This window comes from Virgibacillus sp. L01 (assembly GCF_052246775.1).
In the GTDB taxonomy this organism is placed as follows: domain Bacteria; phylum Bacillota; class Bacilli; order Bacillales; family Amphibacillaceae; genus Lentibacillus.
This window is the reverse complement of record NZ_JBQQCP010000001.1, coordinates 579,246-593,742: the sequence shown is the minus strand read 5'-3', so window position 1 is coordinate 593,742 and position 14,497 is coordinate 579,246. Positions and strand designations below refer to the sequence as shown.

General features: G+C 36.0%; 13 protein-coding genes. All 13 read left to right on the top strand.

Annotated elements, in window-relative coordinates; all coding sequences use genetic code 11:
* Positions 1–87: 87 nt before the first annotated feature.
* The 13 genes from ACTWQM_RS02685 to aspA all read left to right on the top strand — a co-directional run bounded on the left by ACTWQM_RS02685 (position 88) and on the right by aspA (position 14,348).
* On the top strand, positions 88–648 hold the full coding sequence (locus ACTWQM_RS02685) for a sigma-70 family RNA polymerase sigma factor (RefSeq protein WP_443256620.1): 561 nt from the start codon (positions 88–90) through the stop codon (positions 646–648).
* 450 nt (positions 649–1,098) lie between these two features.
* On the top strand, positions 1,099–1,278 hold the full coding sequence (locus ACTWQM_RS02680) for a hypothetical protein (RefSeq protein ID WP_443256619.1): 180 nt from the start codon (positions 1,099–1,101) through the stop codon (positions 1,276–1,278).
* A gap of 104 nt (positions 1,279–1,382) precedes the next feature.
* Positions 1,383–2,984 carry a PucR family transcriptional regulator gene (locus tag ACTWQM_RS02675; protein ID WP_443256618.1) on the top strand — a complete coding sequence of 534 codons (1,602 nt, stop codon included), beginning with the start codon at positions 1,383–1,385 and terminating at the stop codon, positions 2,982–2,984.
* 189 nt (positions 2,985–3,173) lie between these two features.
* Positions 3,174–4,223 carry a TRAP transporter substrate-binding protein gene (locus ACTWQM_RS02670; protein ID WP_443256617.1) on the top strand — a complete coding sequence of 350 codons (1,050 nt, stop codon included), beginning with the start codon at positions 3,174–3,176 and terminating at the stop codon, positions 4,221–4,223.
* Positions 4,224–4,316: 93 nt separating this feature from the next.
* Positions 4,317–4,790 (top strand): TRAP transporter small permease, encoded by a 474-nt coding sequence (locus tag ACTWQM_RS02665; protein WP_443256616.1) that lies wholly within the window; start codon positions 4,317–4,319, stop codon positions 4,788–4,790.
* Between the two features lie 14 nt (positions 4,791–4,804).
* Complete coding sequence (locus ACTWQM_RS02660; protein ID WP_443256615.1) at positions 4,805–6,079, top strand: TRAP transporter large permease; 1,275 nt, start codon at positions 4,805–4,807, stop codon at positions 6,077–6,079.
* Positions 6,080–6,099: 20 nt separating this feature from the next.
* A complete protein-coding gene (gene nfsA, locus ACTWQM_RS02655) occupies positions 6,100–6,846 on the top strand; it encodes an oxygen-insensitive NADPH nitroreductase (protein WP_443256614.1) in 747 nt (248 codons plus the stop codon).
* 17 nt (positions 6,847–6,863) lie between these two features.
* Positions 6,864–8,162 (top strand): CapA family protein, encoded by a 1,299-nt coding sequence (locus ACTWQM_RS02650; protein WP_443256613.1) that lies wholly within the window; start codon positions 6,864–6,866, stop codon positions 8,160–8,162.
* Positions 8,163–8,393: 231 nt separating this feature from the next.
* Positions 8,394–9,659, top strand: coding sequence for a Zn-dependent hydrolase (locus tag ACTWQM_RS02645; RefSeq protein ID WP_443256612.1), 1,266 nt, complete (start codon positions 8,394–8,396; stop codon positions 9,657–9,659).
* Positions 9,646–10,431 carry a dihydroorotate dehydrogenase electron transfer subunit gene (locus ACTWQM_RS02640; protein ID WP_443256611.1) on the top strand — a complete coding sequence of 262 codons (786 nt, stop codon included), beginning with the start codon at positions 9,646–9,648 and terminating at the stop codon, positions 10,429–10,431. The genes ACTWQM_RS02645 and ACTWQM_RS02640 overlap by 14 nt, the downstream gene beginning before the upstream one ends.
* Positions 10,432–11,349 carry a dihydroorotate dehydrogenase gene (locus tag ACTWQM_RS02635; RefSeq protein ID WP_443256610.1) on the top strand — a complete coding sequence of 306 codons (918 nt, stop codon included), beginning with the start codon at positions 10,432–10,434 and terminating at the stop codon, positions 11,347–11,349.
* Between the two features lie 22 nt (positions 11,350–11,371).
* Positions 11,372–12,769, top strand: coding sequence for an allantoinase AllB (gene allB, locus ACTWQM_RS02630; RefSeq protein ID WP_443256609.1), 1,398 nt, complete (start codon positions 11,372–11,374; stop codon positions 12,767–12,769).
* 154 nt (positions 12,770–12,923) lie between these two features.
* Positions 12,924–14,348 carry an aspartate ammonia-lyase gene (gene aspA / locus ACTWQM_RS02625; protein WP_443256608.1) on the top strand — a complete coding sequence of 475 codons (1,425 nt, stop codon included), beginning with the start codon at positions 12,924–12,926 and terminating at the stop codon, positions 14,346–14,348.
* Positions 14,349–14,497 lie beyond the last annotated feature (149 nt).

Genomic DNA, 14,497 nt, shown 5'->3' with positions numbered 1-14,497 from the left:
TTTCCGAATTTATTAGGGAAATTAAGAGATACATAGAATGAGATTTAGTGGACTTGCTCTGTTCAATAGTCTCTAGGGGGAGAAAAAATGACTGAAGAGGTAAGTATGACGTTTGAAGAAATCTTTGAGCAAAATGAAAAAAGGATCCATTACCATATGTTCAAGCTGGGAATTAACGATCCGCATCGGGAATTCTACGTGGAAGGATTGTATGCAATATGGACGGCTTACAAGAAATACGATCCGGACAAAGGGCCGCTTGCAACCTACTTTAACTACACAATTCGCAACCGCCTAATCGACATGATTCGAACAAAGACAAGAGAAGGCAACAATCAACAGAAAATTAATAAACACGAATTATGCAAAGCGGATAACGGCAACCGCTGCGGAACATTGAAACTTCCAATGATCGACCCGGCTGGTATCACCATCGAGGATAATACCTTCTGGCAAAGTGTGAAATCTAAACTAAGCGAAAATCAATGGAAATGGGTCCAATTCTTTATCATTGAAGGCATGTCCATACAAGAAATCGCCCAGAAGGAAGGCGTGTCCACTGATGCCGTGAAAAGCTGGGGGAGAGAGGCTAGGAAGAAGTTGAAGGGGGGAGGGGCTGGAGGGTTTGTATGGGTCGTTCTAGGTTAGGGGTAGGGTAAGATATTTAAATTAAACAGCCGTATTTAAGAAAAGTTCGAATAAAATCGATTAAACGTATCTGCTGTTACAGAATGGCCTATGCTAATATATAAAAAAGAAAGATAGGTGAAAATGACTGTGATGTGCACATATTACAGTTATTTTTAATATAGATTGCGGATAATATCTATCGGGCAGATATATGTGAACTTGGAAAAACTAGCATTAGTGACTATGAGTACTAAATTTTTCTCAAACCAAACTAACTTTATTTTTCCAAATATTTCATTTGTCTGTACTGTACTGATAATAATAAAATATTATGATAATATGTGATAATAAGAATCTTCAATAATCTTATGAGGTTAGCTTTTTGTTGGGAATCATGAGACCTATCGAACTTTTATTTGGTTTTCTGCCCATATAAGGAAAAAAATAATAAAAAAGAGGTGATTAAAAATGGAAGATATTCGAAAGGTAGAAGCTTTTTCTGAATTACACAGTTTACTTATATATTATTCTGAATATCGAGATCAACCAGTTGAAGAAGGCTTTGATTTTTTTAAGGAAGTGGAAGTATACTGCAAAGTACTGGAAATAGATTTTGAAGAGTTTAAAGAAGAATTCGAACTAAACTAAGATAAGATATAACTTGGTTGCAGTAGGATTTCATTTTTTAAGCAATTATAAAATTTAGAGAATTATCTATGGTAATCATAAATTTAGTGGAGGTGGTACATACGATGAGTAATCTTTCTTTACGCAATGCTATGAAGTTAGGAAGATTTAGTGAGTGTGAAATTATTGCTGGTGATAAAGGACTAAATCGGATTATTGAAAACATTACAATCATGGAGGTTCCTGAGGTCGTTCAATGGCTAAAAGGAAAAGAATTGATTTTGACTTCTCTCTTTGCTATTAAAGATGATAGTGATGCCCAAAATTTACTAGTAAGAAATCTGCATAACTCAGGGGCAACCGCAATTGCGATAAAACCCTCACAATTCATCGAAAGTATCCCAAAAGGAATAATAGATAGTGCAAATAAATTAGGTTTTCCTGTTATAAAAATTCCCGATGATGTTAAATATCTGGATATTTTATCTCCTGTTATGAATCACATATTTAATGAAAAGGTTGTACTCCAGGAAGATTTGGAGCAGGCAACCCAAGTATTGCATGAGATCTCAATGAATTCTCAAGGTGTTGAGGGCTTTGTGGAGAATGTCGGTTACTTAACGAAAAATATGATTACTGTTGAAAGTGAATTTTCTTATATCCAAGTTCCATCACCAGAAGGAATGATTTCACCCTTGGGAGAAGGACAGATATACGAACTTTCTGTGATTCAAAGACCTATTCAATACAATCGTAAATATAACGGTGAAAATATAGCATGCATCGTCTCTCCAATTATTGTAGATGGTCAATATTATGGAAATATAACTTCGTGGGGTGTAAATAATGACCACTTATCTATAGATTTAGCTATTCTTGAGAAAGCCTCCAGCCTGTTATCGCTGGAGTTCCTTCAACTAAAAGTCAAATATGATATCGAGCAGCAATATAAAAGTGATTTTATGAGAGAACTGTTATTCAGTGAAAACATTAAAGAGAGAAATGTTATTGAATGGGGAGAGAAATACCGTATTACTAAAGACACTGAGTACGTATGTTTACTATTTAGTGTCAGGGACAGAAATTCTGAAGTAAAGAATTTTGTGGAGTTAAAAGATTATCAAATAAATACTGTGCTTCAAGATTTAAAAGCTGATATGTTAGTTGGTCATATACGGAATGGTATTTGTATCATTTTTCCTGTTCAGGAAGGTAGCGAAAACTTGGAAAAATTTTATGAAGAAATATATAACGCACTTTCAAAATATGTTGGTTCAACTGTCATATTATCTCTGGGTATTGGCAGAGTTGGTAGAGGCCCAGCTGGTATTCAGAAGAGTTTTCTTCAAGCTGAGCAAGCACTACATTTGAGTGAAACAATGAATCATTCCCATAAGATCATTTACTACAACGATTTAGGAGCATATCGTTTAATTAATCAATTGAATGGTAACAGGGAGCTACTTGATTTTTATGAAGAAACTATAGGAGTTTTAGTTAAACAGGATTTTCACAATCAGCTGCTAACAACACTACAAACTTATTTCTATTATGATGAAATATTGAAATTAACCGCTAACTCTTTATATATACATGTCAATACACTCAAGTACCGAATTAATAAAATTGAATCGATTACAGGTTGTGATTTGAAGACCTCTGAAGGTAAAATGAATCTTTTCTTAGGCTTGAAGATACATAATATACGTAATCTTGGTGAAATTTAAATAATTTTTCTGATAATAATTGTCTACTGTCCTTTCAGACAAAAAAATGAGTTTTTTTTAGTTATATTACATATTTCAATCTTCAGAAAATATATGTAATATAAAATATAATTAATATACCTAAGATGTCAGCGTGTTCACTATTCTGGCAGAAAACACTATAGGTATAAAAATGAAGGGGGCAAAATTATGATTAGTAAAAAGTTTATAGTTATGGCCATTGCTGTATTGTTGTTATTATTAACCGCATGTGGAGACAACGAAGCAGATTCAAAAAGTGGTGGAGAAGATGGAGGCGGGTACCCGGAAATGACTATAACATTCAGTCATAACCAGCCCATAGAAAGTCCTGAACACGTTGGGGCTACAAAATTTAAAGAAGTAGTTGAAGAGAAGTCTGGTGGAAATATTACTGTAGAGATCTATCCAGCTTCCCAGCTTGGAAGTCTTAGAGAACAGGTGGAATCTACTCAAATAGGTGAAATCGATATTACAATGCAACCTTCAGCTGTGGTTACACCATTTGTCGATGATGTAAAGATTGTCGATCTACCTTATTTATGGCCAAAGGAAGCTGAAAAGAAATATGAAGTACTTGATAGTGAAGTAGGAACTGAAATCCTTGATACATTAGAATCTGGTGGGTTTAAGGGGTTAGGATTTTGGCCAGGCGGTTATAAATTGTTTACAACACAAGATACAAAGATCACTTCACCAGAAGATATGAAAGGGTTAACATTTAGGGTGATGGAGTCACCGCTATTAATTAGCCAGTATGAACTGTGGGGAGCCAATGCTATTCCCGTTCCGTATGCTGAGGTATATAATTCACTTCAACAAGGAGTAGTGGATGGACAGGAAAATCCTCTGCAAACGATATTCTTAAATAATTATCATGAAGTACAAAATAATATAATCGAAAGCTATCATGGCACAATGACTTATCTATTAATGGCAAATCAAGGTTGGTTCAAGGGTCTTTCAGGAGATACTAAAGAATTAATTAAGGAAGCTCAAGAAAAAGGAAGAGATGATGCAAGAAAGGCACTAAAAGAAACGGAACAAGAGTACAGACAAAAAATAATTGATTCTGGGGTAGATTATTACGAATTGTCAGATGAGGAAGTTGAGAAATTCAGGGAAGTATCAGAGCCATTTCATAAAGAAGTTTATAATAAACCTGAACAATTAGAGTTACTTAAAAAGGTTAAAGAAAAAATTGCAGAAACTCAAAGCTAATTTTTATTTATTTAAAACAAGGGATTAAACACTAAATCATTTCGAAATCCCTTGTTTTTTGTTTTTTGTAATATCAAGAAGAGGTGGAAAACGATGAGGATATTAAAAAAAGCAGAAGATGTTTTTGTAGGAACAGCATTAATAGCTGCTACCTTAGTACTCTTTGTGAATATTGTTTTACGCTATTCTTTCGATGCTAATACAACCTGGGCAGAGGAATTTATCCGGTATGCGATGATATGGATTGCTTTTATTGGCTCAAGTATTTGTTTTCGAAGAGGAATCCATGTTGGTGTTGACTTATTAATAAAATCTGTTTCCAAAGTAGGGAAAAAAGTATTACAAGTATATATTAATATTATTGCCGTAGTCTTTATGATTTTCCTTATCAAGTTTGGTTTTGATTTAGTTATTTTTAGTATGGACACAGGACAAATCACACCTTCATTGGAAATAAAGATGTATTGGATTTATTTAGCAATTCCTATAGGTGCTATTTTATCAATAGTTCATATAATCACTCAAACTATTAACCTATTAAGAAATTATCAAACGAGCTTAGACTAAAAGGGGTAATAACAATGTTAACTACATTAGGGATTTTAATCTTTTTATTTTTACTTACTAGTGTACCGATATTTATCTCCTTAGGGATGGCTGCTTTTTTAGCGGTTCTTTTCTCCAGTGATATACAACCGATGATTCTAATACAGCGTTTATTTGGAGGGATAGATCAGTTTGCATTAATGGCATTACCCTTTTTTATATTAGCTGCTAATATTATGGATGGCGGGGGTCTGTCTCGAAGGATTTTACGCTTTTCACGAGCGTTAGTTGGTCATTTGTCTGGTGGAATTGCAATGACAACTCAAGTTTCGAGTATGTTTTTTGGCGCACTCTCTGGTTCAAGTCCAGCAACTGTTATAGCTATAGGGAAAATTATGTATCCTGATTTACTTCGGGGTGGGTATGGCAAGTCATTCTCTGCTGGATTATTAGCATCTGCTGGGTCAGTTTCACTTATCATCCCACCAAGTATTACCTTAATTATTTTTGGTTCTGTTACAGGTGTGTCAGTAGGCAGTCTCTTTATTGCAGGAATTGGAGCAGGTCTTGTATTTGGTCTTTCTTCAATTCTTTATATTTATATTTATGCCAAAAAGAATGATCTTCCTAAGGATAATAAATCATCATTCAATGAATTGGCGTTATCTTTTGGGAAAGCAATTTGGGCATTACTTATACCTGTGATTATTTTAGGAGGTATATACTCAGGAATATTCACGCCAACCGAGGCAGCAGGAATTTCTGCAGTCTATGCTTTCGTCATTGGCTTTTTTGTTTATAAGGAACTAACGTTGAAAAAAATGTACACAATCTGCGTTGAATCTGCTATTACATCTGCACAAGTACTTGTTCTTGTAGCTGCAGCTCAAGTACTTGGATGGGTGCTGACAAGAGCGCGTTTGCCACAAATGGTTGCAGAGTTTATTTCAGAAAACATAACATCCGCCATTTTATTCTTATTGATCCTAAACCTTATTCTATTGCTATTAGGAATGTTTATGGAAGGGGTTGCGGCGATTATTGTTACTGCACCATTGCTATATCCAGCTGCATTGGCGTTAGGAATCGACCCAGTACACCTCGGAATTATTATGATTGCGAACTTGGCTATTGGTATGTATACACCGCCATTTGGTATGAATATATTTGTAACGCAAACCGTAACTAAAATTGATATGGCTGAAATGATGCCGGGTATATTGAAATTCTTAGCATTCAATTTAGGTGCTCTTCTATTAATTACGTATGTACCTGAACTCTCTTTATTCCTGGTAAATCTATTAGAATAAGGTAGCAAGGAGGGCTTTTAATGATTGACAAACCTGAGGCAATTCATCTTATTGAAAGCCATCGATCTATAAGGAAGTTTCTGGACAAGCAAATAGATGAGGAAATTCTGGATTCTATTCTTCATTCAGCTTGCTGGGCACCGACATCTCATAATATGCAAGCATATAGCATAATTGTTATTAAAGATAAAAATTCTAAAGGCATACTAAGTGAACACTGTGGTGATCAGCGCTATGTACGCCAATGCCCGGTATTTCTTGTTATATGTGCTGACTTTCATAAATTGCATCTAGCTGCTGAAAAACACAAAGAAGAGATGGCAATTGATGAGCTCGAAAATGTTATTGTAGGTTCTGTTGATGCAGCATTAGTGGCTCAGAACATTCTCCTAGGGGCGCGAGCACATAAATTGGGTGGCGTGATGATAGGAGGAATCAGGAATAACTCTGAGAGTGTTGCGGAATTACTAGAACTTCCTAAGCATGTTTTTCCTGTTATGGGTATGTGCTTAGGCTATCCGGATCAGCAACCTTGGCAGAAGCCAAGGTTTCCTGCTGAAGCGATTATACACGATGAAAAATATCAGGCAGATAAAATTCCCAATGCTTTGGAAAAATATGATGAAATAATTTCAGATTACTATAATAGGAGAACAAACGGATTACGTACTCACGGATGGTCTGAACAATTAGCTACCTACATTTCCAAACCAAGAAGAAAAAACTTAACTGATTTCATTAAAAAACAAGGTTTTGATGTAAAATAAAGGGGTGAGAAGCAGATTTGAGTCAGGAAATTTCATTTGTAGCTACCGGTGATAGTTTTATTACAAGGTCTTTACCGACTACTCAATCCCATGGATTCAAGGAAGTTTCACAACTTATTAATCAAGGTGATTTTCGGTTCACGAATTTTGAAATGACAACACCAGGAACTGATAAAGTGCCATCCGCAGTTAGTGGTGGAACTTGGGCGGCAGCTCATCCAAGGGTGATTGATGACCTTAAATCCTATGGGTTTAATTGTGTTGCTTGGGCAAATAACCATACCCTGGATTATTTATACAGAGGATTATCAGCCACGAAACATTTTTTAGAGAAAGCAGAACTTGTACATGCTGGTGTTGGAGAAAATTTGTCCGAAGCAAGTTCTCCTAAGTATATTGAAACCCCATCTGGAAGGGTTGCATTAATTGCATTAACTTCAACCTTTCAGGAAACGTGGATTGCAGGGGAACAACGAAAAGACATACCTGGGCGTCCTGGTGTTAACGGATTACGATACACAAATTATTATCAAACGACATCTGAAAATCTAAAATTATTGAAAGAAATAGCTGAAAACACTGGAGTCAATGCACAACGGAATTTAGATTTCAAAGAAGGCTTCTTGACTGAAGAAGATAATGAGGAGGTAGCTTTCGGAAGTTATAAATTTATCGAAAGCGATACTTCAGGTCTTAAACGGACACCTAATAAAAATGATCTGAAGAGAATGAAAGCATCCATTTCTGAAGCGAAACGGCAGGCTGACTATGTTATCGTTAGCATCCATTCCCATGAAATGCAGGGGGAAGATAAAAAGCTTGCTGCAGATTTTATTGAAGACGTGTCAAGAACCTGTATTGATGAAGGTGCTCATGCTGTATTAGGGCATGGACCTCATATATTACGAGGAATTGAAATCTATCAAAACAGACCGATTTTTTATAGTTTAGGTAACTTTATTTTCCAAAATGATACCGTTGAGTCTCTTCCAGCCGATTTTTACGAGAAATATGATTTAAGTCCTGAAGAGAATGTATCTGATGCGATAGATAAAAGAAGTAAAAAAGACACGAAAGGACTTGGAACAAATCCACTTGTTTGGGAGTCCGTAATTCCTTATTGGAAGATGTCAGATGGTGTGTTAACCGAACTTATTCTTTATCCCATTGAACTGGGATATGGTCAAAAACGTTATCATAGGGGTTGGCCAAAACTATCAACTAATGACGCTATTATTAAAAATTTGCAGAATCTATCTGAAGCCTATGGAACACATATTAATATAGTTGATCATGTAGGGTTTGTGAAATTATAGCTAGCATTATAATGAAGAAATAAGTAATACGAATAAGACGGTCATTTATTGATCGTCTTATTTAAGTTTATTTGACTCACTCATAAACAATCTAAACTTGGTTAATTAACCAAATTATTATAGATAAAACTAAAAATATCGGTTGTTTTCTGTATATTTAGACATGAGAAAGTGCGACTATCTTGTAATATAATGAGACTAGGATAGTTCAACGGAAGTGAGGTTTTACCTATGGATTTAAAGCGATTACAAAATACGCTTAATACACTAAATAAATTTACTGATGAAGGCCAGGGGATAAATCGATTAGCATATACGGATGCAGAGCAAGAAGCAACGAAATATGTGATTGGGCTTTTTAAACAAGCGGGATTGTCAGTAAAGGTGGATTCAGTTGGTAATGTAATTGCAAGACGTGAAGGAGCAAATCCTGATCTTCCTGTGGTAGCTTTTGGCTCCCATATAGATAGTGTGTATGAAGCAGGTGAATACGATGGTACTGTCGGTGTAATGGCAGCTCTTGAAGTGATTCGCACTTTAAACGATGAAGGGATAGAGACAGATCATCCATTGGAATTAATAGTATTTGCCTGTGAAGAATCTGCAAGGTTTGGAATTTCTACTCTGGGTAGTAAGGCAATGGTCGGATTATTAGAAGAAAAGGATATCGCTGATCTTAAAGATAAAAATAATCTATCTTTATCAGATGAATTTTCGAAATACTCATTAAATATAGGCGAAATTAAGAAAGCAACGCGTAAGAAAGAAGAAATTGCAGTTTTCTTTGAACTTCATATTGAACAGGGACCTGTATTGGAGAGTAATGGTAAACAAATTGGTATTGTAACAGGAATAGCTGGTCCAACCAGATTTAGATTACAAATAAAGGGGCAGTCGTCCCATTCAGGTACAACACCTATGAGGTATCGTAAGGATGCTTTTCTAGGTGCTGCTGAAATAGCACTTTTACTTGAGTCAGCTGCTATTTCTGAAGCATCAGAAGGAACTGTTGCGACAGTCGGTGTATGTGATGTGAAACCAGGTGCAATGAATGTTGTACCAGGAATGGTAGAAATGGATATTGATATACGAGGAAATTCTACAGCATCTAAAGAAGTAGTTATTAATCAACTATATAAAGCTATTAATGAAGTTGAGAATAACCGAAACTTAAAAGTAAATCATACAAAAATTGGTGATGAACAACCAACAGAAATGAATCCAGATATCATTAGAAGCTTAGAGGAGACATGTAAAGAAAATGAATACTCCTACGAATTGATGCCAAGCGGTGCCGGACATGATGCGATGAATATGGCGAAGTTATTTCCTTCCAGTTTATTATTTATCCCATCAATTAATGGGTTAAGTCATAACCCTAAGGAGTATACATCTTGGGAGCAAATAGCTGTTGGCGCAACATTACTTGAGAAAGAAATCCTAAAATGGGCTAAAGTTTACAAAGATATTAGAGGTGAACTTCATGAAAGTCAATAAATTAAATGTATTATCAAATGTAAAAGTAAGTGATCGCTACTGGCATATTAAGCTAGATGCAACATCGATTAAAGATTCGATTGAGCCAGGTCAGTTTTTTAACATAAAATGTGGTGAAAATGATTTGCCTTTTTTAAGAAGACCTTTTAGTATTTATCGAATTAATAAAGAAGAGAAAACTATTGAATTTTTATATCTTGTTAAAGGGAAAGGCACAATCCGGCTTACGGATGTTGTTGCTGGCGAAGAAGTAGATGTTTTCGGACCATTGGGAATTGGATTTACATTAAAGCCCGAATGGGACACAATTTTATTACTTGCAAGGGGTGTTGGAATCGCTACATTGGCTGCACTTGCTCAGGAAGCTGCAGAGAAGAATATAAAATGTATTGCAATTCTAAGCGCTAGAAGCAATAATGATCTACTCGCTGCTGAGACGTTGCAAGGGTTTGGTGCACGGGTTTACAAAGTTACGGAAGAAGACGGTACAAGTGATGTAGAAGATGTGAAGCAATTAGTTGTGCAGTTACTAACTGATTATGATATTAAAGCAGCTTTTACATGTGGATCAAAACGGCTTTCAAAACTAATGCAGAATGCTGCGGAAACCCATCACATTCCCGCACAGATAGCACTTGAGGAACATATGGGCTGTGCCATGGGAGTTTGTTATGCATGTGTCTGTGATATTCGGGAGGAAAATGGAATTAGTTCGGTGCGAGTTTGTAAAGAAGGTCCGGTGTTTGACCTTGAAAAGGTGGTGTTAGGCTAAATGGACAATTTAAACCTTAGCGTAAAAATTGGTGACCTCCATTTGGATAATCCTGTTATGCCAGCGTCTGGAGCATTTGGTGCTGAAATGGAGTCGTTTTTTGACTTCAACAAACTTGGGGCAGTCGTTCCTAAAAGCATTACAAAATACCCAAGAGGTGGAAATGCAACACCTAGAGTATGTGAAGTAACGGGTGGAATGATTAATTCTATAGGTATACAAAGTAAGGGTTTAGAGTACTACATGGAACACATCATATCAGCATATCAACAATATAATACCCCTCTTATAGCCAGCATTTCAGCAGATTCTATCGATGAGTTTGTGGAGATGACAAGAGTAATTGGAAATGATCCAGGTGTCTCAGCTATTGAACTAAATATTTCCTGCCCCAATTTAAAAGGTGATGGAAAAGCATTTGGAATGGATGCTGAACTTTCCTGTGAACTTATCAAAAAAGCGAGAGTTGTAACTGATCTGCCTATTATTGCTAAGCTTACTCCTAATGTGACTAGTATACAGGAAATAGCACTTGCTTGTGAAAGAGGTGGAGTAGACGGGTTGAATGTTGCGAATACGCTCTTGGGAATGGCAATTGATATTCACACACGGAAGCCGAAAATAGGAAACGTTTTAGGCGGGGTTTCTGGACCTGCTGTTAAACCAATTATCGTTCGGATGATTCATCAAGTACGAGGAGTTACAGACCTTCCAATTATAGGTTGCGGTGGTGTGATGAATTACGAAGATGCTATTGAAATGATAATTGCCGGAGCAAACGCAATACAAGTTGGTACGGCAAGTTTTATAAACCCAATGGCAATGATGGAAATATTAGACGGAATAAGAGAATATATGATAACCCATAAGATAGAGGACATAAATGATCTTGTTGGAACTGTCGAATTAGCTAATTAGGAAATTAAGGGAGGACTTATTCATGAAGTGGGATCATGTAATATACAATGGAAACATTGTTACACCAGAGGATGAATATCAAGCTAATATATACATTAAAGGTGGGAAAATTGTTTCTATTTCAGCTGAAGAATTAGATGGAGAAGCAGAGGAAACAACAGATGCATCTGGATTATCTGTTTTACCCGGATTAATAGATAGCCATGTCCATTCGAGAGATGGTGGATCCACGTATAAAGAGGACTTTTATCATTCTACAAAAGCTGCGGCAGCGGGTGGTATTACCACAGTGTTTGAAATGCCAAATACAAATCCCCCAGTTAATAATGCAGAAAATTTTAAGAACCAATCAGAAAATTTAAAGAAAAAAGCACATGTCGATTTTGCGATTTGGGGAATTTGCCTTGGTGATATAAATTTAAAAGATCTTCAAGGGTTAGACAAATCGGGTGTTATAGGTTTTAAATATTTTTGGGGATATGCCGTAAATAAAAAGACATATCAATTAATCTACAATTACGAAGAGGGAATGAAGGACGTAATTCCCCCGTGCAATGATGGAGAAGTCTATCAAATGCTTGAAGAAGTTACTAAGACAGAGAAAACATTTGCTATTCATGCAGAGAATAGTGATTTAATAAACTACTTAACGAAAAAGATGAAAGAAACTGGGGAAAGTGATTATGATACAGTATTAGCTTCCAGACCTAATTTAGCAGAAGAAATGACTATTGAGGCTGGAATTGCTATGGCTAAAAAGACAGGCACAAGATTGCATGTTTTACATGTTAGCTCAGCAGAAGGTGTTGACCTAATTAGAAAAGCACAGGAAGAGGGTTATCCGATTACAGCTGAAACATGTCCTCATTATTTATTTTTGACGAACGAAGATTATGAGAAAATTGGTCCTTCGATGAAAGTATACCCTCTTGTTAAATATAAAAAGGATCAAGAAAAGTTATGGGAAGGTATTTCAAATGGCGTTCTTTCTTTTGTTTGTTCGGACCACGCACCACATACTGAAGAGGAAAAGAAGGGCAATCTTTGGAATGTACCAGCAGGGATGTGTGGGGTAGAAACACTTGCTCCATTGATGTTAAACGCTGTGTCTGATAAGAAGATTACAATCCGACAAGTTGCTTCACTACTTTCAGCCAATCCTGCTAAACAATATGGAGTCTATCCACAAAAAGGTTCAATCCAAGTTGGATCTGATGCCGATTTTACGATTGTGGACATGAATAAGCAGTCAGTTATTAAAAAGGAAAATCTTCACAGCAAAAGTAAAGTTACTGCATACGATGGTTTCCAGGTTAAGGGAATGCCTGTCAGGACAATCGTTAGAGGTACAACTGTAATGAAAGAAGGCAAAATCCTAACTGAACCAATTGGGAATTTGGTTACCCCCTGGTCCAGCTAGAGTTAGAGGATAATAATTAAGAGAGGTTTTCATGTTTACAACCTCTCTTAGTTCAATGGAGAGTACATTATTGAATTTTAATAAGCTTATTCATATATACAAGATAGACATAGTCACGTTAATAAGACGAAATAATAACTAGGGTGGGAAGATAATGGAGGACGTTAGAGTAAGAGTAGAAAAGGATTTTCTAGGATCAAAAAGCGTTCCAACTGATTCTTATTATGGAATACAAACATTACGAGCTGTAGAGAACTTCCCTATTACAGGATATAAGATCCATAAAGAGCTAATTAATGCAATGGCTATGGTAAAAAAAGCGTCAGCAATTGCTAACATGGAGGTTGGTCGCCTTTATAGTGGACTTGGTAATGTCATCGTACAGGTTGCTGATGAAATAATAGAGGGTAAATGGCATGACCAATTCCTTGTAGACCCAATTCAAGGTGGGGCAGGGACGTCCATAAACATGAATACAAATGAGGTTATTGCCAATCGTGGTTTAGAAATACTTGGTAAAGAAAAAGGAGATTATTTTCAGCTTAGTCCCAACTCTATTGTGAATATGTCACAATCAACAAATGATTCATTTCCAACCGCTATTCATATTGCCAGTCTTTCATTGCTGAAGAAATTACTTGAAACGATGCGTAAAATGTATCGCGCATTTGTTAAAAAAGCTGAAGAATTCGATGAGATTATTAAAATGGGTCGTACACACTTGCAAGATGCAGTTCCTATACGATTAGGACAAGAGTTTAAGGCATATAGTAGAGTAGTAGAGCGTGATATCAAACGAATTGAACGGTCAGCGGAACACTTATATGAAGTAAACATGGGTGCAACGGCGGTTGGAACAGGACTAAATGCGAATCCTAGGTATATCAAAAGTGTCGTTAAACACTTAGCTGATATAAGTAAATTCCCTTTAGAAAATGCTTATAATCAAGTTGATGCTACCCAAAATACGGATGCCTATACAGAAGTATCTGCAAGCTTGAAAGTATGTATGATGAATATGTCTAAGATAGCAAATGATTTAAGATTAATGGCATCCGGGCCAGGTGTGGGATTCAATGAAATTAAACTACCTGCTCTTCAACCTGGGTCCTCTATAATGCCTGGAAAAGTAAATCCTGTCATGCCGGAATTAATTAATCAAGTTGCTTTTCAAGTAATTGGAAATGATAATACAATATGTTTAGCTTCAGAGGCTGGACAATTTGAATTAAACGTTATGGAACCAGTACTTGTCTTTAATTTACTGCAGTCTATTGATATTATGAACAACTCATTTAACGTATTTACAGAACATTGCCTGAATGGAATCGAAGCGAATAAAGAAAAGCTAAAGAATGATGTGGAAAGAAATGTTGGACTTATTACTGCAGTTAATCCGCATCTAGGATATGAAGTAGTTTCACGTATAGCTCGGGAAGCAATAAATTCTGGAGAATCTGTACGTGATTTATGTTTAAAGTACGATGTCTTAACAGAAGAAGAGTTAGAGATTATTTTAGATCCCTATGAAATGACTCACCCTGGGATTGCTGGGGAGGACTTGTTAAATAAGAATTGAGAGCCCTATTTCAGCTTTTTGCTAATAGGAGTTTCAACAGTTTAGCAAAACACACATGTGAATTTTTCCATTAATCAGTAATCATAAGATTGCAATATAAGCAACTCCCATTATGAAGACACTTTCGATATATTGAAGGTGTTTTTATA